The sequence below is a fragment of the Rhodoferax sp. GW821-FHT09E07 genome (assembly GCF_059416145.1).
This window is the reverse complement of the sequence record NZ_JBWKOP010000009.1, coordinates 105988-128025: the sequence shown is the minus strand read 5'-3', so window position 1 is coordinate 128025 and position 22038 is coordinate 105988. Positions and strand designations below refer to the sequence as shown.

20 protein-coding genes are annotated in these 22038 nt (G+C 63.9%); 11 read left to right on the top strand and 9 right to left on the bottom strand.

Annotation, left to right across the window (positions count from 1 at the left end; genetic code table 11):
* Positions 1–3: 3 nt before the first annotated feature.
* From AC07OE_RS18420 to AC07OE_RS18405, 4 genes are read left to right on the top strand one after another with little or no spacing between them, the layout of a single operon-like run.
* Positions 4–654 (top strand): amino acid ABC transporter permease, encoded by a 651-nt coding sequence (locus AC07OE_RS18420; protein WP_495072032.1) that lies wholly within the window; start codon positions 4–6, stop codon positions 652–654.
* Positions 641–1375, top strand: a complete 735-nt coding sequence (locus AC07OE_RS18415; protein WP_495072031.1) for an amino acid ABC transporter ATP-binding protein — start codon at positions 641–643, stop codon at positions 1373–1375. Before AC07OE_RS18420 ends, AC07OE_RS18415 begins: the two co-directional genes overlap by 14 nt.
* A gap of 47 nt (positions 1376–1422) precedes the next feature.
* Positions 1423–2004 carry a phosphatidylglycerophosphatase A family protein gene (locus tag AC07OE_RS18410; protein WP_495072030.1) on the top strand — a complete coding sequence of 194 codons (582 nt, stop codon included), beginning with the start codon at positions 1423–1425 and terminating at the stop codon, positions 2002–2004.
* A 32-nt stretch (positions 2005–2036) separates the two neighbouring features.
* Positions 2037–2507 (top strand): CinA family protein, encoded by a 471-nt coding sequence (locus AC07OE_RS18405; protein WP_495072029.1) that lies wholly within the window; start codon positions 2037–2039, stop codon positions 2505–2507.
* A gap of 7 nt (positions 2508–2514) precedes the next feature.
* Here AC07OE_RS18405 and AC07OE_RS18400 read toward each other — a convergent pair whose 3' ends face one another.
* A complete protein-coding gene (locus tag AC07OE_RS18400; RefSeq protein ID WP_495072028.1) occupies positions 2515–3522 on the bottom strand; it encodes a sugar nucleotide-binding protein in 1008 nt (335 codons plus the stop codon).
* A 107-nt stretch (positions 3523–3629) separates the two neighbouring features.
* On the opposite strand from AC07OE_RS18400, the gene AC07OE_RS18395 reads away from it, so the two are divergent.
* Positions 3630–4523 (top strand): LysR family transcriptional regulator, encoded by an 894-nt coding sequence (locus AC07OE_RS18395; protein ID WP_495072027.1) that lies wholly within the window; start codon positions 3630–3632, stop codon positions 4521–4523.
* Here the strand turns inward: AC07OE_RS18395 and AC07OE_RS18390 are convergent.
* On the bottom strand, positions 4520–6121 hold the full coding sequence (locus tag AC07OE_RS18390; RefSeq protein WP_495072026.1) for a methyl-accepting chemotaxis protein: 1602 nt from the start codon (positions 6119–6121) through the stop codon (positions 4520–4522). The two genes, AC07OE_RS18395 and AC07OE_RS18390, sit on opposite strands and share 4 nt — an antisense overlap.
* Before the next feature lie 217 nt (positions 6122–6338).
* Between AC07OE_RS18390 and AC07OE_RS18385 the strand changes: the two genes are divergently transcribed.
* Positions 6339–7253, top strand: coding sequence for an alpha/beta fold hydrolase (locus AC07OE_RS18385; protein WP_495072025.1), 915 nt, complete (start codon positions 6339–6341; stop codon positions 7251–7253).
* A gap of 141 nt (positions 7254–7394) precedes the next feature.
* Positions 7395–8000: an outer membrane beta-barrel protein gene (locus AC07OE_RS18380; protein ID WP_495072024.1), complete on the top strand. Its 606-nt coding sequence runs from the start codon at positions 7395–7397 to the stop codon at positions 7998–8000.
* Between the two features lie 73 nt (positions 8001–8073).
* Here AC07OE_RS18380 and AC07OE_RS18375 read toward each other — a convergent pair whose 3' ends face one another.
* Positions 8074–8889 (bottom strand): UPF0149 family protein, encoded by an 816-nt coding sequence (locus AC07OE_RS18375; protein WP_495072023.1) that lies wholly within the window; start codon positions 8887–8889, stop codon positions 8074–8076.
* 55 nt (positions 8890–8944) lie between these two features.
* Between AC07OE_RS18375 and AC07OE_RS18370 the strand changes: the two genes are divergently transcribed.
* The 3 genes from AC07OE_RS18370 (at position 8945) to AC07OE_RS18360 (ending at position 15046) form a co-directional block, all read left to right on the top strand.
* Positions 8945–10573 carry an FMN-binding glutamate synthase family protein gene (locus tag AC07OE_RS18370; protein ID WP_495072022.1) on the top strand — a complete coding sequence of 543 codons (1629 nt, stop codon included), beginning with the start codon at positions 8945–8947 and terminating at the stop codon, positions 10571–10573.
* Positions 10574–10644: 71 nt separating this feature from the next.
* Positions 10645–12225 (top strand): methyl-accepting chemotaxis protein, encoded by a 1581-nt coding sequence (locus AC07OE_RS18365; protein WP_495072021.1) that lies wholly within the window; start codon positions 10645–10647, stop codon positions 12223–12225.
* Positions 12226–12232: 7 nt separating this feature from the next.
* Positions 12233–15046, top strand: a complete 2814-nt coding sequence (locus AC07OE_RS18360; RefSeq protein ID WP_495072020.1) for a sensor histidine kinase — start codon at positions 12233–12235, stop codon at positions 15044–15046.
* Between the two features lie 61 nt (positions 15047–15107).
* On the opposite strand, the gene AC07OE_RS18355 is transcribed toward AC07OE_RS18360, so the two are convergent.
* Positions 15108–16031 (bottom strand): LysR family transcriptional regulator, encoded by a 924-nt coding sequence (locus AC07OE_RS18355; protein ID WP_495072019.1) that lies wholly within the window; start codon positions 16029–16031, stop codon positions 15108–15110.
* A gap of 96 nt (positions 16032–16127) precedes the next feature.
* Here AC07OE_RS18355 and AC07OE_RS18350 point away from each other — a divergent pair, with 96 nt between their 5' ends.
* The gene (locus tag AC07OE_RS18350; protein ID WP_495072018.1) at positions 16128–17354 is read left to right on the top strand and encodes an MFS transporter; all 1227 of its coding nucleotides are present in this window, start codon (positions 16128–16130) and stop codon (positions 17352–17354) included.
* On the opposite strand, the gene AC07OE_RS18345 is transcribed toward AC07OE_RS18350, so the two are convergent.
* The 5 genes from AC07OE_RS18345 to lptA are packed head-to-tail and all read right to left on the bottom strand — an operon-like array spanning position 17344 to position 22030.
* Positions 17344–17775, bottom strand: coding sequence for a putative toxin-antitoxin system toxin component, PIN family (locus AC07OE_RS18345; protein ID WP_495072017.1), 432 nt, complete (start codon positions 17773–17775; stop codon positions 17344–17346). The two genes, AC07OE_RS18350 and AC07OE_RS18345, sit on opposite strands and share 11 nt — an antisense overlap.
* Positions 17768–19039 carry a THUMP domain-containing class I SAM-dependent RNA methyltransferase gene (locus AC07OE_RS18340; RefSeq protein ID WP_495072016.1) on the bottom strand — a complete coding sequence of 424 codons (1272 nt, stop codon included), beginning with the start codon at positions 19037–19039 and terminating at the stop codon, positions 17768–17770. The genes AC07OE_RS18345 and AC07OE_RS18340 overlap by 8 nt, the downstream gene beginning before the upstream one ends.
* Positions 19036–20649, bottom strand: a complete 1614-nt coding sequence (gene rpoN, locus AC07OE_RS18335) for an RNA polymerase factor sigma-54 (protein ID WP_495072015.1) — start codon at positions 20647–20649, stop codon at positions 19036–19038. Before rpoN ends, AC07OE_RS18340 begins: the two co-directional genes overlap by 4 nt.
* Complete coding sequence (gene lptB / locus AC07OE_RS18330; RefSeq protein ID WP_495072014.1) at positions 20649–21425, bottom strand: LPS export ABC transporter ATP-binding protein; 777 nt, start codon at positions 21423–21425, stop codon at positions 20649–20651. The genes rpoN and lptB overlap by 1 nt, the downstream gene beginning before the upstream one ends.
* Entirely contained in the window at positions 21422–22030 is a 609-nt protein-coding gene (gene lptA / locus AC07OE_RS18325; protein ID WP_495072013.1) for a lipopolysaccharide transport periplasmic protein LptA, read from the bottom strand. Before lptA ends, lptB begins: the two co-directional genes overlap by 4 nt.
* Positions 22031–22038: the final 8 nt, after the last annotated feature.

The window sequence follows — 22038 nt, the reverse complement described above, 5'->3', positions numbered from 1 at the left end:
GCCATGGTGGACTTTTCCTTGTGGGACATCCTGCGCAACCTGCTGCTGGCCGGGCGCTGGACGATTGGCCTCTCTGTCATTGCCTTCGTCGGCGGCGGCCTGGTCGGGCTGGCGCTGCTGATGCTGCGCCTGAGCAAGCTACCGGGTGCAGGCGCGTTTGTGTCGGGCTATGTGCAGCTGTTCCAGGGCGTACCGCTGCTAGTGCAACTGTTCCTCGCCTATTACGGCCTGGGCCTGTTCGGCATCAACACCTCGCCCTGGGTGGCCGCCGGCATGGGGCTGACTTTCTACGCCAGCGCCTTCCTCACCGAAATCTGGCGCGGCTGTGTGGAGGCGATCCCGCGCGGCCAGTGGGAGGCCTCGCAAAGCCTGGCACTCAACTTTACCGAGCAGCTGCGCTACGTCATCCTGCCGCAGGCCTTCAAGATTGCCGTGGCGCCCACCGTGGGCTTTCTGGTGCAGGTCATCAAAGGCACGGCGCTGGCCTCGGTGATCGGCTTCATGGAGCTGACCAAGGTGAGCAAGACCATTGCCAACGCCACTTTCAGCCCATTTCTCGTGTTCAGCTGCGTTGCGCTGATGTATTTCGTGCTGTGCTACCCGGTGAGCCTGTACGCCAAATCCCTGGAGAGGAAGTTGCATGCCCATCGTTGACATCCGCGCGCTGCGCAAATCCTATGGCGCCAATGAGGTGCTCAAAGGCATCGACCTGCAGGTCGAGCCCGGCGAGGTCATCGCCATCATCGGCAAGAGCGGCTCGGGCAAGAGCACGCTGCTGCGCTGCATCAACGGACTCGAAGAGTTCCAGAGCGGCACGCTGGCCGTGGACGGCAAGCCCCTGCTCTACAAAGACGCCACCGCCATGCGCGCACTGCGCCAGCGCGTGGGCATGATCTTCCAGGGCTTCAACCTCTTCCCCCACCTCACCGTGGGCAAGAACATCATGCTGGCGCCCAGCCTGGTCAAGGCCAAGGAAGCGCAGACCGGTGAAGCCCATGCGCGCGCCCTGCTCGCGCGCGTGGGCTTGGCCGAAAAGTTTGATGCCTACGCCGACCAGCTCTCCGGCGGTCAGCAGCAACGTGTGGCCATCGCCCGCGCCCTGGCCATGGAGCCTGCCGTGTTGCTGTGTGACGAAATCACCAGCGCGCTGGACCCCGAACTGGTGGGCGAAGTGCTGCGCGTGGTCGAAGGCCTGGCACAGGAGGGTATGACCCTGCTGATGGTGACGCACGAGATGAACTTCGCGCGCCGTGTCTCCAACCGCGTGATCTTCATGCACCAGGGCCGCGTGCACGAGATGGGGCCACCCGACCAGCTGTTTGGCAGCCCGCAGACGCCCGAGCTGCAGCAGTTCCTGTCGTCCCTGCACGGCTGATCGGAGAGGCGCGACACACCCACGCCCAGCTCTTCGATAATGGGGGCATGAGCGACCCCGTGACCCTGATTCCTCTGGACACCCTCAGCGGTGCCCCCTTGACCCCGCCCTCCACCCGGCCTACCGCCAAATTCATGTTCGCCCACCCCGCGCACCTGCTGGCGCTGGGCTTGGGTTCAGGCCTGTCGCGCATTGCGCCTGGCACCTCGGGCTCACTGTGGGCCTGGGTTGCCTTTGCGGCGCTGCAGCCCTGGATGGGCGACACCAGCTGGGCCTGGCTGATTGGCGGCGGTACCCTGCTGGGCTGGTGGGCCAGCACCGTCACCGCGCGCGACCTGGGCGTGCTGGACCCCAGCAACGTGGTCATCGACGAAATCATTGCCTTCTGGCTGGTGTTGTGGCTGGTGACCCCCACCAGCCTGGTCGGCCAGGTGATGGCGTTTGGTCTGTTCCGCTTTTTCGATGCGGTCAAACCCGGCCCTGTAGGCTGGGCCGACGCGCTGTTCCACCACGTGGACCCATTGACCGACCGTCACGCCTGGACCAAGGCCGGCTGGGGCATCATGCTCGACGACTTCGTGGCTGCAGGCTGCACTGTGCTGGCGGTGGCAATTTGGAGGTTCATCTGATCTCCCAATTGCTATCAAATCAGGAGCTACTTGTGGACGATCCACGGGGGCTAGTGGCCGACTTGATGCTCAAACGCCAATGGATGCTGGCCACCGCCGAGAGCTGTACGGGCGGCCTGATTGCCGGCGCCTGTACCGACCTGGCCGGGTCCAGCGCCTGGTTTGAGCGCGGCTTTGTCACCTACTCCAACGCTGCCAAGACCGAGCAGTTGGGTGTGGACGCCGCGCTGATTGCCACACACGGCGCCGTGAGCGAACCCGTAGTGCGTGCCATGGCACAGGGTGCGGTGCAACACTCGCACGCCCAAGTGGCCGTAGCCGTGACCGGCGTGGCCGGCCCTACCGGCGGTAGCCCTGACAAGCCGGTGGGCACCGTCTGGTTTGGCTGGGCCACACCCGCGGGTGTGCATAGCGAGTTGCAGCATTTCACCGGTGACCGCGCCGCCATCCGTGCGGCCACCGTGCAGCACGCGCTGGTGCAGCTGGCTGATTTGCTGAGCTAGCTGCGAATCACCCCGCCGCCACGGGGGTAGCCGCGGGCGTCGTCTCGGCAGACAGCAATTGCAGGTCGGCAAAGGACTGCGCCACGGCGGTTTCCAGCCGGGTGTGGGGTTCTTGGCCTATCAGTGCTACCAGCCGGTCATTGGCCAAGGCATGGGGCTTGTCCCACAGGTAGCGCATCTCCAGCAGTGCGGCCCAGGTAGGCACGAACAGTGCGCCCACCGTAATCACGGGCCATGGCAGGCGGCCAAACTTCACGTCGGCCTGCGGCTTGATCCAGCCCTGCGCAAGGGCCACGGGCTTGATCGCGTCCAGCCATTGCTGCGCCGTGACCTGGTAGCCCGCAAAGTGCAAGACCTCAAAGCGTGGCAACGCTGCGCGTTTTTGCGCCACCGCCACAAAGGTGCGGGCCAGGTCGGGCAGGTAGGCCCAGGCGGTCGCAACATCGCGGTGGCCGGGGTAGGTGAACACGCCTTTGCGGATGTCCTTCACGATGACCTGGTCAAACCAGGTGCCTTGGCCACTGCCAAAGAAGTCGCCCGCACGGATGACCACGGCGCGCACGCTGGAATGCTCGATCAGCGATTCAATGGCGATGCGGACCTGGCCCTTCACGGTCTGCGCACGCTGGGGCGTGTCTTCGCGCAGCACTGCTGGCATGTCTTTGCCAAAGTTGTAGATGTTGCCCATGAACATCAGCGTGGCGCCCAGCGCTCGGGTCACATTCACCGCTGCCTCAGCCATGGGCAAGGCTTCGGCCCTCCATGCCTTGTGGGTGTAGAGCGGGTTCAGCGCATGCACCACGACGTCGGCCGTGCCTGCCGCGCGGGCCAGGGCCACTGTGTCGTACAGGTCGCTGGCCAACCATTGGATGCGGGCGTCTCCCGCCACTTCGGCTGGCACCTGCGCGTCGGGGCGCATATGGCCCAGTACCTGCCAGCCAGCATCGGCAAATGCGCGGGCCGCTGCCAGTCCAAACCGTCCGCGTGCGCCCAAAATCAAGACCCGTTGTTGCATGGTGTTTCTCCGTGAGGTGTTGCGATGGGTTGGATTGTGGAAACAAAGGCCATACTCCACAATTGCATAAATATCCATAACTGAATTTCATTTTTGAATACCTCGCCATGACCGCTTCCTCTGCGTTTGACTGGAGCCTGGTGCGTTCCTTCCTGGCGGCGCTAGACCACGGCAGCCTGCTGGGCGCCGCGCGCGTGCTCAAAACCAGCCAGCCCACCGTGGGGCGGCACATTGCCGAGCTGGAGAACCAATGGGGTGTGGTGCTGTTCGAGCGCACGGGACGCGGCCTGGTGCCCACCGCCAGCGCGTTGCAGTTGGCCGAATCAGCGCGCAGCATGGAGGCCGGTGCGCTGCAGCTGGCGCGCACCCTGTCGGGCAGCGAGGGACGAACGCAGGGCACCGTTCGTATCACGGCCAGCATGCCAGTGGCGGTGCAACTGCTGCCGCCCGTTCTGGCCCGCATGCGGCTGGCGCTACCCGAGGTGCAGGTGGAGCTGGTCTCCAGCAACCAGGTCAGCAACCTGCTACGCCGCGAGGCCGACATTGCCGTGCGCATGGTGCGGCCCGAACAAGCTACCTTGATTGCCAAGAAGATTGGTGCCGTAGGTGTGGATGCCTATGCCCACCAGAGCTACCTGGCACGCCGCGGCGTGCTGCGCACACCGCCCGACCTAGTCCAACACGACCTGATTGGCAGCGACACCGACACCGCCATCCTGCAGGGTTTTCAGGCCATGGGGTTTCCGGTCACGCGCGAAGCGTTTTCGTTCCGCAGCGATGACTTCATTGTGCAGTGGCGCGCCGTGCAGGCGGGCCTGGGCATCGGCTTTATTGCGGACTACATGGCGCGCACAGACCCTCAGGTGGTGCGAGTGCTACCCGGCCTGCTCGCCATTCCACCGCTGCCCATGTGGCTGGCGGTGCACCGCGAGATCCGCACCAGCCAACGTATCCGTGCGGTCTACGACTTCCTGGCCGACGCGCTGCCCGAACTAATTTAGCGCAGCAATGCGACAGGTTGGCCCTGGGTAGCGTGCCGGTCCTGCTCAGCAGACAGCTTGAACACCGCCACCACCTGCACCAGGTCCTGGGCCTGGCTCTTCAGGCTCGATGCGGCCGCCGCCATTTCTTCGACCAATGCTGCGTTCTGCTGCGTGGCCTGGTCCATCTGGGTCACTGCTTCTCCTACTTGCGATACGCCTGCACTTTGCTCGCTGCTGGCCGCTGAGATTTCTCCCATGATGTCGGTGACACGGCGAATGCTGGTCACGACTTCTGTCATCGTGGTTCCGGCCTTGTCGACCAGGGCTGTGCCCTGCTCCACGCGCTCCACACTCGCACCGATAAGAGATTTGATTTCCTTGGCCGCCTCGGCACTGCGGCCGGCCAGGCTGCGCACCTCGCTAGCCACCACGGCAAAGCCGCGGCCCTGTTCTCCGGCTCTGGCGGCTTCCACCGCCGCATTGAGGGCCAGGATGTTGGTCTGGAAGGCGATACCGTCAATCACGCTAATGATGTCTGCAATCTTTCGGCTGCTCTCGTTGATGCCTTTCATGGTTTCAACGACCTGGCCCACCACTTCACCACCTTGAATCGCTACCGTAGAAGCATTCATAGCCAATTGGTTCGCCTGGCGGGCAGAGTCGGCGTTTTGTTTGACGGTGGAGCCCAGTTCTTCCATGGAGGCTGCGGTTTCTTCCAGGGCGCTGGCTTGTTGTTCGGTGCGGGCAGACAGGTCATGGTTGCCCTGGGCGATCTCGGCGCTGGCGGTGGCGACCGATTCAGAGCCTTGGCGCACGCTGGCGACGACGCGCGCGAGGCTGGTGCGCATGGTCTCCATGGCGCGCAGCAGCTGGGCGGGCTCATCGTTGCCCTCCACGCGCAAAGGTTGGACCAAGTCTCCCGCGGCAAAACCCTCAGCCGCCTGCACCGCGAACGCCAAGGGGCCCGTGATCTGGCGGGTGATCCATAGCCCCAGCGCGATCGCGAGAACCACGGCAACACCCACCACCAGGCTAACGGCCAGGCGTGCAGATCCGTAAGTGCTGTAAGCCGCCTCACGTGCAACGCGAGCGCCATTCACATTGAGAGTGGCCATCTCCGCCATCGAGGCTTGCAGCGCCTGGAAAGCGGCCCGGGACTCTCCCCGTACATAGACAGAGGTGGCATCCATTTCTGCCGGGCCAATGTCCGACAACTGCAGCAGTTTGGTATCGGTCGCGTAGTAGGCTTTGAGCCGCTGGCTGTAATCATCCCAGGCTTTGCGCTCAGGAGGCGTATCCGCCAGGGCAAGAAACTTCTGCCCTACCGCCTCAAGCTTGCGCTTGTTGTTGGCAATGCGTTCCGCCTCTGGCTTTTTGTCTTCCGGTGCCACCGCCAGCGCATGCAACAGCTCGGCACTGCGCGCCTCGTTCAGGTAGGTTTGCATTTCTCCAAGGTACTGGACACTGGGCAACCAGTTGTCCGCAATGTCCTCGGTGTTGTCGTTGATATGGGACATCTGCAGCAGTGCAAAACCGCCAGCGATTGCGGTCATCACCACCAACACCGCAAAAATGATTCCCAGCTTGACGCTGATCTTGAAATTGGTAAAAGCCATGTCCGTCAGACCCCACGCTGTTGTTGGCGCTCGAAGCGCGTTCTCCCTGGGGGTTGGTCATCCACATGCATGCGCATGCCAACTTTTGCGGCCATGATGCCACTTTTTCGCAGCTGAAAAACAGGAAAAACCGTCGCTTGACGCACGGGTGACAGGAAATTGAACTACCCTGAATCCCCTTCCTGCAGAACGCCCACAGAAACAAGGGAAAACCACTATGCCTGCACCCTGGTTTGAGCAATTTGAGGCGCGTGACTTCGCCGTCAACGGCGTGCACATCCACGCTCGCGTGCCCCGTACTGCACGCGCCAACCGGCCCGCCTTGCTTTTGCTGCACGGCTTTCCGCAGACCCACGTGCTGTGGCACCGTGTGGCGCTGCAATTGCACGAGCGTTTTTATCTGGTGATGCCGGACCTGCGCGGCTACGGCGACTCTGCCAAACCCGAAGGACTGCAGGACCACAGCAACTACAGCAAACGCATGCTCGCCCAGGACATGGTCGCCGTGATGGATGCCTTGGGCATCGACCAGTTTTACCTCTGTGGCCATGACCGCGGTGGCCGGGTTGCGCACCGTCTGGCCGTAGACCACCCAGCACGGGTGGCAGGGCTTTGCGTGATCGACATTGCGCCCACGCTGGACATGTACACGGCGACCGACTTCGCCTATGCGCGGGCCTACTACCACTGGTTCCACCTGATCCAGCCCAAGCCCTTGCCCGAGACCATGATTGGCGGTGCGCCGCTGGCCTACCTGCACGCCAAGCTGGGCGGCTGGGGCGCAGGTGGACTCGGCTACATCGAGCCCCAGGCACTGGCGGAGTACGAACGCTGCTTCAGCTTGCCCGGCACCATCCACGCCATGTGCGAGGATTACCGCGCCAGCGCAGACATTGACCTGGAACACGATCGCGCCAGCCGTGCCTTGCCTGGCGATCAGGGAAAGATCGCCTGCAACACACTGGTCCTCTGGGGCGAGCGCGGCGTGGTCCAGCGCCTGTTCCAGCCCCTGCCGCTTTGGCAGGCGCAATGCGCCGGAAGCGTGCGCGGTGTCAGCCTGCCAGCGGGGCACTTTATTCCGGAAGAGTTGCCAGAAGAAACCGCACACTGCCTGGCCGATTTCTTTCCTTAAACAGGTGCGTGCGTGACGGGAGTTTCCCAGTTCTGACACAGGGCATTGGATGGATGGGGTACGGCTTGTAACAGCTCCTGTAAACTGCAGGTCGGCTATTCGGAGGGATAGCTTTTCTCCCATCAAATCTCAATAAATCACATGAAAAAACTTTTGATCGCTGCGGCTGTTGCCGCCACTTTTGTCACACCCCAGGTCTTTGCACAAGCCAAGAACTTTGAAGGCTTCAGCTTGGCAACCAACCTAAACTTGGCGAACTCCACGACCGATGTGACCTCCACTATCTTCAACGGTGGATCCACTGAATCTGGTCAGAACCTGGGCCTGCAGGGCCAGTACAACATCGCGCTGAGCCCCTCCTTCGTTTTGGGCCTGGGCGTTGGCCTCAATCTGGGTGACCTGAACGCAGGTACTTTGGTCGTCAACGGCGTCACAGTGACTGTGAAGCAAAAATCCGGCGCGTCCGTCTATGTGGCACCTGGCTTCGCTGTTAGCGACAGCACCTTGGTTTATGGCAAGTTGGCTGGCATTTCCGGCAACTTTGAGGCGTCCGGCACATCAACCTCTACGTCCAGCGCCAGCGGTGTAGGCATCGGTTTCGGCTTTCAGTCTTTCCTGAACAAGAACACATTCTTGCAAGCAGAAGTGATCCAGAACAACTACGCGGACCGTTCTTTTGCATCGTTCAATGAGACCGACAAAAACAAATCCACCGTGCTGTCGATCGGCTTGGGCTACAAGTTCTAACTTCACCCCACAAAAGAAAAAGCCCACCTACCGGTGGGCTTTTTCTTTTGTGCCTTGCAGGGCCTCCGGGCGCTTACGCCCCGTGGCACTTCTTGTATTTTTTTCCACTCCCGCAATGGCAAGGGTCGTTGCGGCCGGGTTCGGCTTCCTTGCGAACGGTTTCGACGCGGGGGCCGAAGTTGCGCCATAGCTCGCGCAGGTCGTAGGTGGCCCATACGGCGTCGGCAAACGCGTTGATGCGCTGCTGGCTCACGCTGGGCGGACCGTCATCGTCAAACACGGAGAGCGTGGGTTCGTCGGTGTCGTCCTCGGTCAGGGCCACGATGGACTGTAGCGAGGCATCCAGCCACTTCTCGGCCTCCTTGTCGCGCGGCGCGGCCCATTCCTCGGGCCAGCTTTCCACGGCAAACATGAAGCCCAGTGCCCACACCTGGGCAAACGACGGCAAGGCCTGGTCGGCCATCGCCGCGCGTTCCTCCTCGGGCAACGCGGCCACGGCACCGCGTACGTCCATCACCTCGGGATGGTAGGCGTTGTCTTCGTCCAGGCTTTGCACCTCGGTGTTGAGCCCGCGCACCACATCGTTCCAGCGCCGCGTCCACAGCGCCTGGAACTGCTGCGCCTGTTCCACACTGGAAAAGCTGCCCGCTTCACCGTCTGCAGGCATCTCCATGTCCAGCAGCACGGGAAAGTACTCGGCGGGTTCGATGGGGCGGCGGCAGCACACGAGGGCCGCCATGAAACCCTCGCAAAACTCCCACTGCGGGATCTCATCATGGCGAGCGCGCAAATCGTCCAGGATGGCATCGATTGCGTCGAACTCGTCGGGGGTTAGCGCGTCCACAGGCGCGCCGGCGGCCGCATCTGCGGGGGAGATTAGGGTAGACATAGGCTGTGCAAAGAGAGAGCAGGCTGGTATTGTCACCCCGAACAAAAGGGTTTTCATGCTGCACACGCTCAATTCCATCTTCCCCATCCGTTACACCGCCATGGGGCTCTGCGCCTTTGCGTTTTTGCTCAGTGGTTTCAGTGTGGTGGTTTTTGGGGTCGGGTGGGGTGTGCTACTGCTATCGGCTCTGCTGGTGGGCGTGGGCGTGTATGACCTGCGGCAGACCCGGCGCTCCATCCTGCGCAACTACCCCATCATTGGCCACATCCGCTTCATGCTGGAATTTGTGCGACCCGAGATGCGCCAGTATTTCATCGAGAGCGACAACGAGGCGACGCCGTTCTCGCGCTCGCAACGCTCGCTGGTCTACCAGCGCGCCAAGACGGAGCCAGACAAGCGCCCGTTTGGCACGCAGCTCGATGTGCACGCCGAGGGCTACGAATGGATGAACCATTCGGTGGCGCCCACCAAGCTGGCCTCGCACGATTTCCGCATCACCATTGGCGCTGACACCGCCCAACCGTACAGCGCCAGCGTCTTCAACATCTCGGCCATGAGCTTTGGCGCGCTCAGTGCCAATGCCATCCTGGCACTGAACGCGGGCGCCAAGCGCGGTGGCTTTGCGCATGACACGGGCGAGGGCTCCATATCGGTGCACCACCGGGTGCACGGCGGCGACCTGGTGTGGGAGGTGGCCTCCGGCTACTTTGGCTGCCGCAACGACGATGGCAGCTTCAACCCCGACAAGTTCGCCACCAACGCGCGAGACCCGCAGGTCAAATTGATCGAACTCAAGCTCAGCCAGGGCGCCAAGCCCGGCCACGGTGGCATGCTGCCGGGCCCCAAAGTCACCGCTGAGATTGCAGCTGCCCGCGGTGTGCCCGTGGGCGTGGACTGCATCTCGCCCGCCGCCCACAGCGCCTTTTCCACGCCTGTGGAAATGATGCAGTTCATCGCCCGCCTGCGCGAGCTCTCGGGCGGCAAACCGACAGGCTTCAAGCTCTGCATTGGCCACCCCTGGGAGTGGTTTGCCATGGTCAAGGCCATGCTGGAGACCGGTATCACGCCCGACTTCATCGTGGTGGACGGTGCCGAGGGTGGCACGGGTGCCGCGCCGCTGGAGTTCACGGACCATGTGGGCTCACCTCTGCAGGAAGGCCTGCTGCTAGTGCACAACACGCTGCGTGGCGCAGGATTGCGCGAACGCATCAAGATCGGCTGCGCCGGCAAGGTGGTCAGCGCCTTTGACATTGCGCGCCTCATGGCGCTGGGTGCGGACTGGTGCAACAGCGCACGTGGCTTCATGTTTGCGCTGGGCTGCATCCAGGCGCAGCACTGCCATACGGGCCACTGTCCCACTGGCGTAACCACGCAAGACCCGCTGCGCCAGCAGTCCCTGGTGGTACCCGACAAGGCAGAGCGCGTCTACAACTTCCACCAGCAAACGCTGTACGCCCTCAAGGAGTTGGTGCAGGCCGCAGGGGTGCTGCACCCCAGCGAAATCACGGCCCACCACATCGTGCGCCGCTCTACCGACCACAAGGTCAAGTCGCTGGCGCAGCTCATCCTTACACAACTGCCCAGCGGTGCGTTGCTGCACGACAGTGTGGCCGCGCTGCCGCTGATCTACCGCCACAGCTGGCCCCGGGCCAGTGCGCACAGCTTTGCGCTGCAACAAGCTTAGATCTTTTCAGCCTTTTGCTTTGCCGGGCTTCGGAGTACAGTCATTCGAAGACAACAACGAGAGGAGCAACCATGGTAGGTACCAACTTGCGCATAGGCGCCCGGCTGGGCTTGGCATTTGGGGTCGTGCTGATCATCACTGCCGTGATGGCGTTGACCGGTGTTTGGCAGCTTGGTGCGTTGAAGGACCAAGCCCATGCCTTGGCTTACGACGAAGTCCAGCGCTCCGACCTGGCCCAGAAATGGGTGGAAAACATTCGTATCAACTGGGTGCGCACGTCTGCCGCACTGCACTCTGGCGATGCAACCCACGTTGCAACCCTGCAAAAGGAGATGGATGCCACCTCCAAGGTCATCAACGACCTGCAGAAGCAGCTGGAACCCCTGATCACCGAAGACAAGGGCAAGGCGCTATTCGCCGACATCGGCAAACAGCGTGAACTGTACCGCGGGCCGCGCAGCGATCTGCTGAAGAAGAAATTGGCAGGTGAAGATGTCGCCGCCGCGGTAGACGGCACGCTGTTGCCGTTGGCCACCAGCTACCTCCAGTCCCTGGACACATTGCTGGATTACATGGACCAACAGCTGCATGACAGTGTGACCAAAACCGAGACCGTGGCCAAGACCGGCCAATGGATCTTGAGCGTGGGAGCCATACTGTCCACCGTCATCGGACTCACGCTGGCGGCGCTGGCCACCCGCTCCATCACCCATCCCATCCAGCACGCACTGCACTCTGCCCAGGCCATCAGCGAGGGAGACCTGACCATCCACATCCAGCCCAAGGGTTCTGACGAAGCCGCCGAGATGATGCATGCCCTGCTGGGCATGCGCGACAACCTGGCCCGCATGGTGGGCGGCGTACGCACCAATGCCGAGGGCGTCTCCAGCGCCAGCTCGGAAATTGCGCATGGCAACAACGACCTGTCAGCCCGCACCGAGCAACAGGCCAGCGCGCTGCAACAAACCGCAGCGTCGATGGAAGAACTCAGCGCGACCGTACGGCAAAACGCTGACAGCGCCGCCCAGGCCAACCAGCTGGCCATGACCGCCTCCAATGTCGCCATGCGGGGCGGCGAAGTGGTCAGCCAGGTGGTGCAAACGATGAAAGGCATCAACGAGGCCTCCAACAAGATCGCCGACATCATCAGCGTTATCGACGGCATTGCCTTTCAGACCAACATCCTGGCGCTCAACGCCGCCGTGGAGGCCGCCCGCGCGGGCGAGCAAGGTCGCGGGTTTGCGGTGGTGGCCTCCGAGGTGCGTGCCCTGGCGGGCCGCAGCGCCGAGGCTGCCAAGGAGATCAAGCAACTCATCAACACCAGCGTGGAACGCGTGGAACAAGGCACGGCGCTGGTGGACCAGGCCGGCAGCACCATGAGCGAGGTGGTGGATGCCATCCGCCGGGTGACTGACATCGTGGGAGAGATCAGCGCGGCCAGCAGCGAACAGGCGTCGGGCGTGAGCCAGGTGGGCGACGCCGTGACCCAGATGGACCAGACCACCCAGCAAAACGCCGCACTGGTGGAAGAAATGGCGGCCGCCGCCAGCAGCCTGCGTTCGCAAGCCCACGCGCTGGTGGAGGTCATGGCGGTCTTCAAACTCACGGCGCCGTCCCGCGCCAGTAACGACAGGCTGACACTCACGGCCTGAGCGCCCCTTGACCCTGCAACGCCCGACATCTGCCCCATCTGCCCGCAAGTGGCTGTGGCAGGGTGTCTTGGTATGCGGGATGCTGCTGTGGGCGATGCCCGCCCTGGCTACAGCCGACCTTTCACGGGTGCTGATGCTGGTGTCGTACCACGCGGGCATGCCCTGGAGCGATGCCCAAATTGCGGGCGTACGGGCCCAATTGAGCACGGTGGACCCCGAGCTGGACCTGCAACTGGATTTTTTGGACACCAAACATGTCCAGCCCAGCGAGCGCTACTACCAGCAATTTGAAGACCTGCTGGTCACCAAATACGGTAAAGCACCGCCCACGGTGATCTTGGCGGCCGACGACGACGCCCTGGACCTGGCGCTGCGGGTGCGAAAAAAGCATTTTCCCGGTGTCTCCATCCTGTTCTCCGGTGTATCCAGCAGCCGGCGCGTAGCCTTGCTACAGGAGCCCAATGTGGGCGGCGTATTTGACGACCTGAACGTGGGTGACAGCCTGGAGCAGTTGCTGGACCTGCTGCCGCAGACCCGGCGCGTGGTCGTCATTCACGACCAGAGCCGCACCAGCCTGGCCCAGGTCGAGACCCTGCAGAACCGCCGCAGCCGACATGCCGAGGTCCGCATGGAATACCTGACCAACACCACGGTAGAGGCCATTGACCAACGCCTGCGCCAGCTGGGCTCCACCGATCTGGTGTTCGCCCTGCCCTTCAACCGTGACGCCAATGACCGCGTGCTGACCCACGAAGAGGCCGCTCGGCTGTGGGCCGCAGCGGCGCATGCGCCGCTGGCAGTGACGCGCGATGTCGCCATGCAGCCAGGGGTCCTGGGCGGCTTTCTGGTGTCGGGGTTTGAGCAGGGGCAAGCCGTGGGCCGGCTGGCGCTGGACCTGTTGCACGGCCTGGCCCCCTCTCCCCTGCCCTTGGTTGAAGGGGCATCGCACGCCACCTTTGATTACGCCCAGATGCGGCGCTGGAACGTGGACATGTCGCGCCTGCCGGGCAACGCCACGGTACTGAACCGGCCCGCCAACACCTGGGACGATCTGCGTCCCCACTTACCTTGGCTTTCCGTGTTGTTTGGCAGCCTGCTCATCATCATTGGCCTGCTGTTGTACGTACTGCGACTCAAGCACAGCTCCGAGGCCGCGCTGCGCATCAGCGCCAAGAACTACCGGGAGCTGTTTGACAACTGCCCGGACGCCATCATGGTGCGTGACCTGGGCAACGGGCAGGTGGTGGAAATCAACCCACGCTTTCAGCAGCTGTTTGGCTACAACCGTGATGAGGTGCGGCACCTGACTCCCGGGGAACTGAGCGCCAACGAGACACCTTATAGCGCAGCAGAGGCTGCACAGTGGTACGAAAAAACACGCAACGAAGGTCCACAGTTCCTGGAGTGGCGTTCGCGCCGCAAGGACGGCAGCCTCTTCTGGTCCGAGATCTCGATGACACGCTTTGACATGGCCCAGGGCCAGCGCACGGTCTCCACCATTCGCGATATTTCGGACCGCAAGCAGGCCGAAGCCATGGGCAAGGACTTTGAACACAGCCTGCAGCAGGTCTACCAGAACCTTCCCGTGGCCGTGTTTGCCATCGATGCGCAGCACAAGATCACGTTCTGGAACCCGCACATGACGCGCCTGACCGGCGTGCATGCTGACGAGGTGGTGGGCACCACCGACACCTGGCGTGGCATCTACCCCAGCCCTCGGCCCTGCCTGGTGGACGTGATGGTGGACGGCGCCAAACCCGACGAGGTGGAGCGCTTTTATCCCGGCAAGCTGCGCAAGAGCCCGGTGATTCCCGGCGCCATTGAGGGCGAGGACTATTTTGAAAGCCTGGACGGCAAGCGCGGCATGTGGGCCCGCTACTGCGCAGCACCACTGCGCGACGCGCAAGGCAATATCACCGGGGCCATTGAAACCCTGATCGATGTCACCCAGCTCAAACGCACCCAGACCACCCTGGAGGAACTCAACCACGACCTCGAAGACCGGGTGGAGGCGCGCAATGCCGAACTCAAGCGCGCCATGGGCCAGTTGGTGCAGTCGGAAAAACTCGCCGCACTGGGCAGTCTGGTGGCTGGCATTGCACATGAGCTCAACACGCCCATCGGCAACGTGATGGCCGTGGCCTCCACCCTCAAGGACGAGGTGGCCGACTTCAGCCAGCGCCTGCTCTCGGGCACCGCACGCCGCTCCGATGTGGACAAGGGCGCTACCCGCCTGCAAGAGGCCAGCACCCTGATCGAGCGCAACGCCGTGAAGGCCGCCAAACTGATCAACGACTTCAAGGAAGTGGCTGTCGACCAGAGCAGCACGCGCCGGCGCACGTTTGCACTGCACAGTGTGGTAGGCGAGGTGCTCACCACCACGCGGCCGGTGTTCAAACACGCGCAGCACCAGGTGGACGTGGACATTGCAGCCGACCTGGTGCTGGACAGCTACCCGGGCCCGCTGGAGCAGGTGCTGACGAACTTTCTGACCAACACCTTGAGCCACGGCTTCGAAGGCCTGTCACATGGCCGCATCACCATCCACGCGCACCAGGATGGCGACGAAGTGGTGCTGGAATATGCCGACAACGGCTGCGGCATCGCTGCCAGCAACCTGCAACACATCTTCGAGCCCTTTTACACCACCAAGCTGGGCCGCGGTGGCAGCGGCCTGGGGCTGTACATCGTCTACAACCTGGTGACCAACGTGCTCAGCGGCAGCATCAGCGCGCACAGCACGCCGGGCGCCGGCACCCGCTTTGTGCTGCGCCTGCCGGCCAATGCCCCGGACCACAGTGCACCTGCACCACTCCAATAGTCGCTATCTAATCAGTAGCAAATAGTTCAATAAATACGGGGTCTATCGCACTATTTTCCACTTAGGCAACCACCGCGGGTGTTCCCCAACCGGCAATCAGTGCGGGCCGCAGAATGTCCACGAAGCGGCGCAGCTTGGCGGGGTAGAAGTGGGCATAGGGGTAGAGCAGGTAAATCGGCAGCGGCTCGGCCCGCCATGCGGGGAGCAGATGCAGCAGCAGCCCCTCCGCGACGTCGTCGGCCACCGCCCAGCTAGACGCTACGCACACCCCCAGCCCCAAGAGTGCCGCGCTACGCAATGCGTACAGGCTGTCAGTGGCCATACGGGGTTTCAGCGCCAGGCGCTGCTGCGTGCCGTCGCTGTGGCGCAGCGTGATGTCATTGCGGTAGAAGGTGCGCAACGCCAGCCAGGGCAGCGTGGCCAGTTCCGCGGCGTGGGTGGGCGGTGGTGCATCCCCCAGCACGCTGGGTGCCGCGACCACAATGCGCGGAATCTCGGCCAGCTTCACGGCCACCACCGCGGGGTCATCCACTGCGCCCACGTGGATGGCACAGTCAATGCCGTCCGCAATGAAATCCGGCGTGCGGTCGTGTAGCAGCCACTCCACGGCCACGCGCGGGTGGCGCTGCAGGTAGTCGGCCAGCGGGCCCACCAACTGCTGCTGGCCAATGGCATGGGGCACCACCACACGCAGCGTGCCCTCGGGCACATCGGTGCTGCCGCGCAGGTCGGCCTCAAAGGCATCCCAGTTGTGCAGCAGCTCCTTGGCATGGGCAAAGCAGCGCTGGCCTTCTTCGGTCAGCTGCATGGCATGGGTGGAACGCTGCAGCAGCTTGGCGCCCAGCATGCGTTCCAGCGTCTGCAGGCGCCGGCTGATGGTGGGCTGCGTCGTGTTCAGCTGCGCCGCAGCGGCCGACAGGCTGCCGGCTTCCACAATGCGCACCAGGGTCTGCATGAGTTCAATGCGGTCGGGGGCTGTTTTCATACGTTAAGCGTATAACAATTGTGCGGTTGACGGGCGTTCCCAAGGGTATTGCGGCGGTGACACACTCGCCCCACTGCCAAACCAAGGGTTAACACCATGACATTCACCACTTCTACGCATAAGCCCGCCAATGCCTTGCCCCCGGCCTTGGTGCTGCTGCTGGCCACCGGTGCCGGCCTAGCCGCCGCCGCGCTGTACTACGCCCAACCTATGCTGGGCGTGCTGGGCGCCGAGTTCGGCGCCACACCGGGTGCCATCGGTCTGGTCCCCACCCTCACCCAATTGGGCTACGCCGTGGGTCTGGTGCTGCTGGCCCCGCTGGGCGACCGGTTTGACCGGCGCCGCATCATTCTCGGCAAGGCCGCGGTGCTGTGCCTGGCACTGCTGGCTGCGGCGGCTGCGCCCTCGCTGGGAGTGATGCTGGCCGCCAGCCTGGTGATTGGCGTGTCGGCCACGCTGGCGCAGGACATCGTGCCCGCCGCCGCCACGCTGGCGCCCGAAGCCAGCCGCGGCAAGATTGTGGGCACAGTGATGACCGGGCTGTTGCTGGGCATTTTGCTGTCGCGCGTGGTGTCGGGCTTGGTAGCTGAGCAAGCGGGCTGGCGTGCCATGTTTGTGGCAGCCGCGCTCAGCATTGCGCTCCTGGGCGTGGCCGTGTGGCGCGGTCTGCCGCGCTTTGCGCCCACCACCCAACTACCTTACCTGGCCCTCATGCGCACACTGGCCACGCTGTGGCAGCGCCACCGCGGCCTGCGTCGGGCAGCCCTCGCGCAGGGCTTGCTCAGCGTGGCCTTCAGCGCCTTCTGGTCCACATTGGCAGTCATGCTGCATGCCGCGCCGGCCCACCTGGGCAGTGCCGCCGCCGGGGCCTTTGGCCTGGCCGGCGCCGCGGGTGCCCTGGCCGCACCGCTGGCAGGCCGCATGGCAGACCGGCGCGGACCCGAGGTGGTGACGCGGCTGGGCGCTGCCCTCGTGGTGGCCGCCTTTCTGGCCATGGGTCTGGGCGCGCTGGGAGCGGACAGCCCGCTGTGGCTGCTGGCCCTGGGCGCTGTGGTGTTTGACCTGGGCGTGCAGGCCAGCCTGATTGCGCACCAAACCATCGTCTACAGCTTGGAACCCGCCGCACGCAGCCGCCTGAACGCCGTGCTCATGGGTGGGATGTTCATCGGCATGGCCAGTGGCGCCTGGCTCGGCAGCCTGGCGCTGGCGCAGTGGGGCTGGGCGGGGGTGTGTGGTCTGGCAGCCCTGGCAGCGGCCACCGCACTGGCCGTACGGCTCTGGCCGGTGGCCGGCGCCAGTGCCGAAGCGCTATCTATTCGATAGCTACCCGCGCAGCAGCGCCGAGGGCAAGCAGCCGTTTTGCCATACAAAGCACGGCGTGGTCCTTGCTCAGCACCGGGCAGCGGTGGGCCACGGCGAGGTCAATGAACTTCTGGTCGTCCGGGTCTTTGCAGGTCACGCAGGCCTTGGGCGGGACGTCCACGGTCTGTACCTGGGCATCGCGCGCCTGCAGCACCTGCGCTGCGTCCAAACCGTAAAAGGCCAGCCGCTTGGCGATCTGCGGGTAGGCCAGCACACGTTCCAGTTCGTCGCGCATGGGGGCGGTGGCAACCCACCGCAGGCGCCCGGCCTGCAAGGCGTCGCGAAGCGGCGGCGTGGCCGCATCGTTGAAGACCAGCAGGTCCAGCACGATGTTGGTGTCCAGCACGATCTGGCCCACACCGTCCACCGCAGCCTCAGTCATTGGGCTCCTGGGCAGCAGGTGTGGCCCCCTTGGCCAGGCGGCCCTTGACCATGTCGAACTTGAACAGGCGGCACTCCAGCGGGCCGTTCCACATGGGCACGCGGCGTGATTCCTTCAAACGCATCTTGCTAGGCAGCTTCAGGTCCGGCGTCAGCACCCAGGCGGTCCAGCCGCTGTAGTTCTTCTTCCAGTGGCTGGCCAGTTGGTTGAAGAAGTCCACGCCCTCGTCGGTTTGCGCCAATTCACGCGCGCCAAAGCGGGCGCCCTCGCCCTCCCCAGCCACACCGCCGATGCCGATACGTTCGCCATAGGGCGGGTTCAGCACCATCACGCCGCCGCCCTCAATCGGGGGCATGCGCTGCAGCGCGTCGCCGCCGCGGAACTCGATCACATCGGCCACGCCGGCGCGCTGCGCGTTGCGCTGCGCAAAGTCCACCATGCGGTGCGACACATCGCTGCCGTAGATCAGCGCGGTCTGGCCCGGATCGGGCTTGACCACGTTGGCAGCAGCCTCGGCCTTCATGTCCGCCCATTCCTGCGAACGGAAGGGGCGGTATTTCTCGAACGCAAAGCGACGCAGCGAACCGGCCGCGATGTTGCAGGCAATCTGCGCGGCTTCAATGGCCACGGTGCCGCTGCCGCAGCAGGGGTCGTACAGCGGCATCAGGTCGTCGTCCCCCGAGGCCCAGCCGCTGGCGGCAATCATGGCGGCGGCCAGGGTTTCCTTCAGCGGTGCATCGCCCTTGTCTTCGCGCCAGCCGCGCTTGAACAGCGGCTCGCCCGAGGTGTCGATGTACAGCGAGCAGGCGTCGGTGGTCAGGTGGGCGTAGATGCGCACATCGGGCCACTGCGTGTTCACATCAGGGCGCACGCCGTTGGCCACCTCGCGGAAGCGGTCGCACACGGCGTCCTTCACCTTGAGCGCGGCAAAGTTCAGCGAGGTCAGCGGGCTGTGCTGCGCCGTCACCTCGACCTTGATGCTTTCCTTGGGGGTGAACCACTGCTCCCACGGCACTTGCAGGCCGGCGCGGTACAGGTCCTGCTCGCTCCGGTACTCGGTGTACGACACCAGCACGAGCACGCGCTGGGCCAGGCGGCTGTAAAGGTTGAGCAGCATGGCGTGCGCAAACGAGGTGCGCACGGCCACGCCGCCACGCTGCTTGGTCACGCAACCGGGGGGCAGACCGGTGATCTGCAAAATCTCCGGCGCCAGGTACTCCTCCACGCCGGCTGCGCAGGGGAGAAAAAGGGTCAGTTGGTTCATAGCGCTTTGCGGAGTGAGGCGGGGGCGATCTTCAGGCCCTCGCGGTATTTGGCCACGGTGCGCCGTGCGCACTCGATGCCCTGCTCCTTGAGCATGTCGGAAATCTGGTTGTCGCTCAAGGGCTTTTTGGCGCTCTCGGAGGCGATGAACTGCTTGATCAGCGCGCGCACCGCGGTGCTGGAGGCATTGCCACCGCTCTCGGTGCCCAGGCCCGAGCCAAAGAAGTACTTAAGCTCAAAGGTGCCAAACGGCGTGGCCATGTACTTGGCCGTGGTCACGCGGCTGATGGTGGACTCGTGCAGGCCCAGCTCGTCGGCAATCTCGCGCAGCACCAGGGGGCGCATGGCGAGTTCGCCGTGGGTGAAGAAGTTTTTCTGCCGCTCCACGATGGCCGTGCTCACACGCAGGATGGTGTCAAAGCGCTGCTGGATGTTCTTGATGAACCAGCGCGCCTCTTGCAGACGCTGCTGCAGCGCAGCGTGGCCCGCACCGTCGCGGCCACCACGGTGGTTGCGCAGCACATTGGCGTAGATGTCGTGCACTTTGAGACGCGGCATGACGTCGGGGTTGAGCTGCACACGGAACTTCGGAATGCCGCCGGCCTTGCCGATGGCCACCACGAGCACGTCGGGCACGATGATGTTGCGCTCTACGTCCACAAAGCGGCGCCCGGGCTTGGGCTCCAGCCGGGCGATCAGCGCAATCGCCTCGCGCACCAGCGTGTCGCTGCCCACACCCATCTGCACCAGACGCTTGATGTCGCGCCGCGCCAGCAGATCCATGGGCTGGCGGCAAATGCCCAGCGCGACCTGCAGCACCTCCAGGCGGTCATGCTCGCCATCTTCTTCGGCATTGGCCAGCAAATGGGCTACTTGCAGACGCAGGCATTCGCCCAAATCGCGCGCCCCCACGCCCACAGGCTCCAGGCTGTGCAGCAGGCCCAGGGCCACGGTGAAGTGGTGCGCCAGGTCCTGCAGTTGTTCTTCGTCGCCGGGGTTCAGGCTGCGCGCCAGGTCTTCCAGCGGGTCTTCCAGGTAGCCATCGTCGTTGAGGGATTCGATGAGAAAGCGCAGCGCGGCCGCATCGGTGGCATTGGTACGCAGGCTTAGGGCCTGGCGGTGCAGATAGGCTTGCAGCGATTCGGTGGAGCGCGCCAGCTCGGTGGCGTCCTTTTCTTCGTCGTCACCCAGGTTGTTGGCCTTGGCCTTGGCGTCCACACCCCACTCGCCATCGTCGGGCGTCATTTCGGTGGTGCCGTCGCCTTCCCAGTTGGGTTCGTCGCTGCTGCTCAGCGGCGCCGCTTCTTCATCGCTGGAGGCTCCAGCCCCCGTGGATGTTGCGTAGTCAGCTACAGAATTAGGAGCGTATTCAGCGTCACCGGTCTCTGACAGCCGATCGCCTTCGCTCACCGTTGCGTCGGAGGTGCTGAGCCCGAAGTCCTCGCGCTCGGCCCGGTCCTCGGTCAGTTCCAGAAACGGGTTTTCGTCCAGCATCTGCTCCACCTCCTGGCTCAGCTCCAGCGTGGAGAGCTGCAGTAGACGGATGGACTGCTGCAACTGGGGCGTGAGCGCCAGGTGTTGGGAGACGCGTAAGGAAAGACCCTGCTTCATCACATCTTGAAGTGTTCGCCGAGATAGACGCGGCGCACATCGGCGTTGTTCACGATCTCGGAGGGGGTGCCCTGCGCCAGCACATGGCCGTCACTGATGATGTAGGCGTGGTCGCAGATGCCCAGGGTTTCGCGCACGTTGTGGTCGGTGATCAACACCCCGATGCCGCGTCCCTTAAGGAAGTTGATGATGCGCTGGATCTCGATCACCGCAATCGGGTCGATACCGGCAAACGGCTCATCCAGCAGGATGAAGCGCGGCCGCGTGGCCAGCGCCCGTGCAATCTCCACCCGGCGCCGCTCACCGCCCGACAGGGCCAGCGAGGGCGATTCGCGCAGGTGCTCCACACGCAGATCCTGCAGCAGTGCGGTCAGGCGTTTTTCAATCTCGACCGACGTGAGCGGCTCGCCCGCCTCGTCGCGCTGCAGCTCCAGCACGGCGCGCACGTTGTCTCCCACATTGAGCTTGCGGAAGATGGACGCCTCTTGCGGCAAATAGCCCAGTCCCAGGCGCGCGCGGCGGTGGATGGGCATGTGCTCGATGGACTGGCCATCAATTGTGATGTCCCCAGCGCTGGCGCGCAGCAGGCCCACGATCATGTAGAACGAGGTGGTTTTGCCCGCACCGTTGGGGCCCAAGAGGCCGACCACTTCGCCGGTGCGCACGGCCAGCGAGACATCCTTGACCACCTGGCGTTTGCCATAGGATTTTTGTAAATGCCGGGCTTCCAGCCGCCCGGTACTGGTGTCCGGGGCTTCTTGGGGAATGTCGCTCACTGGGCGGGCTTCTCAAGTTGCGGCGTGGCACGCAGGGTGGCGCCGGGCTGGGGCGGCGTGGCGGCCTCGGACTCGGGTTTGGGCGTCAACATGGCGCGCACGCGGCCGGCCGGGGCGGCAGCCGTCTTGGGGGCGCCGTCCACGGTGAATTTGTCGGTCAGGTTTTCATAGAGGATGACGGCGCCCGTCACCTCATCGGCCAGCGTGGCCCCGCGCAGGCGGCGCAGCTGGGCTTTTTTGACAAAGCGCACGGTGTCGGCCTTGCCGTCGTACTCGATGGTGTCGCCATCACCTTCAATGAACTCGTCCAGGCCTTCTCGCTTTTGCCGGAAAAACGCGGGAGTGGCGGTCGAACCGGTCACCACGCCGTACTGGTAGCCATCGGGGTCCTGGCGCACCTCAATCTGGGCGCCACGGATCAGGATGCTGCCCTTGGTCAACACCACATGGCCGGTGAAGACACTGACCTGCTTCAGGTCGTCATAGCGCAGGGCATCCGCCTCCACGTTCATGGGCTTGTTTCGGTCGGCTTTTTCGGCCCACGCAAGGCCGCCTGCGCTGGCAAACACCAGCGACACGGTCACAGACAGGATGGTTTTTTTCATAAAGGCAC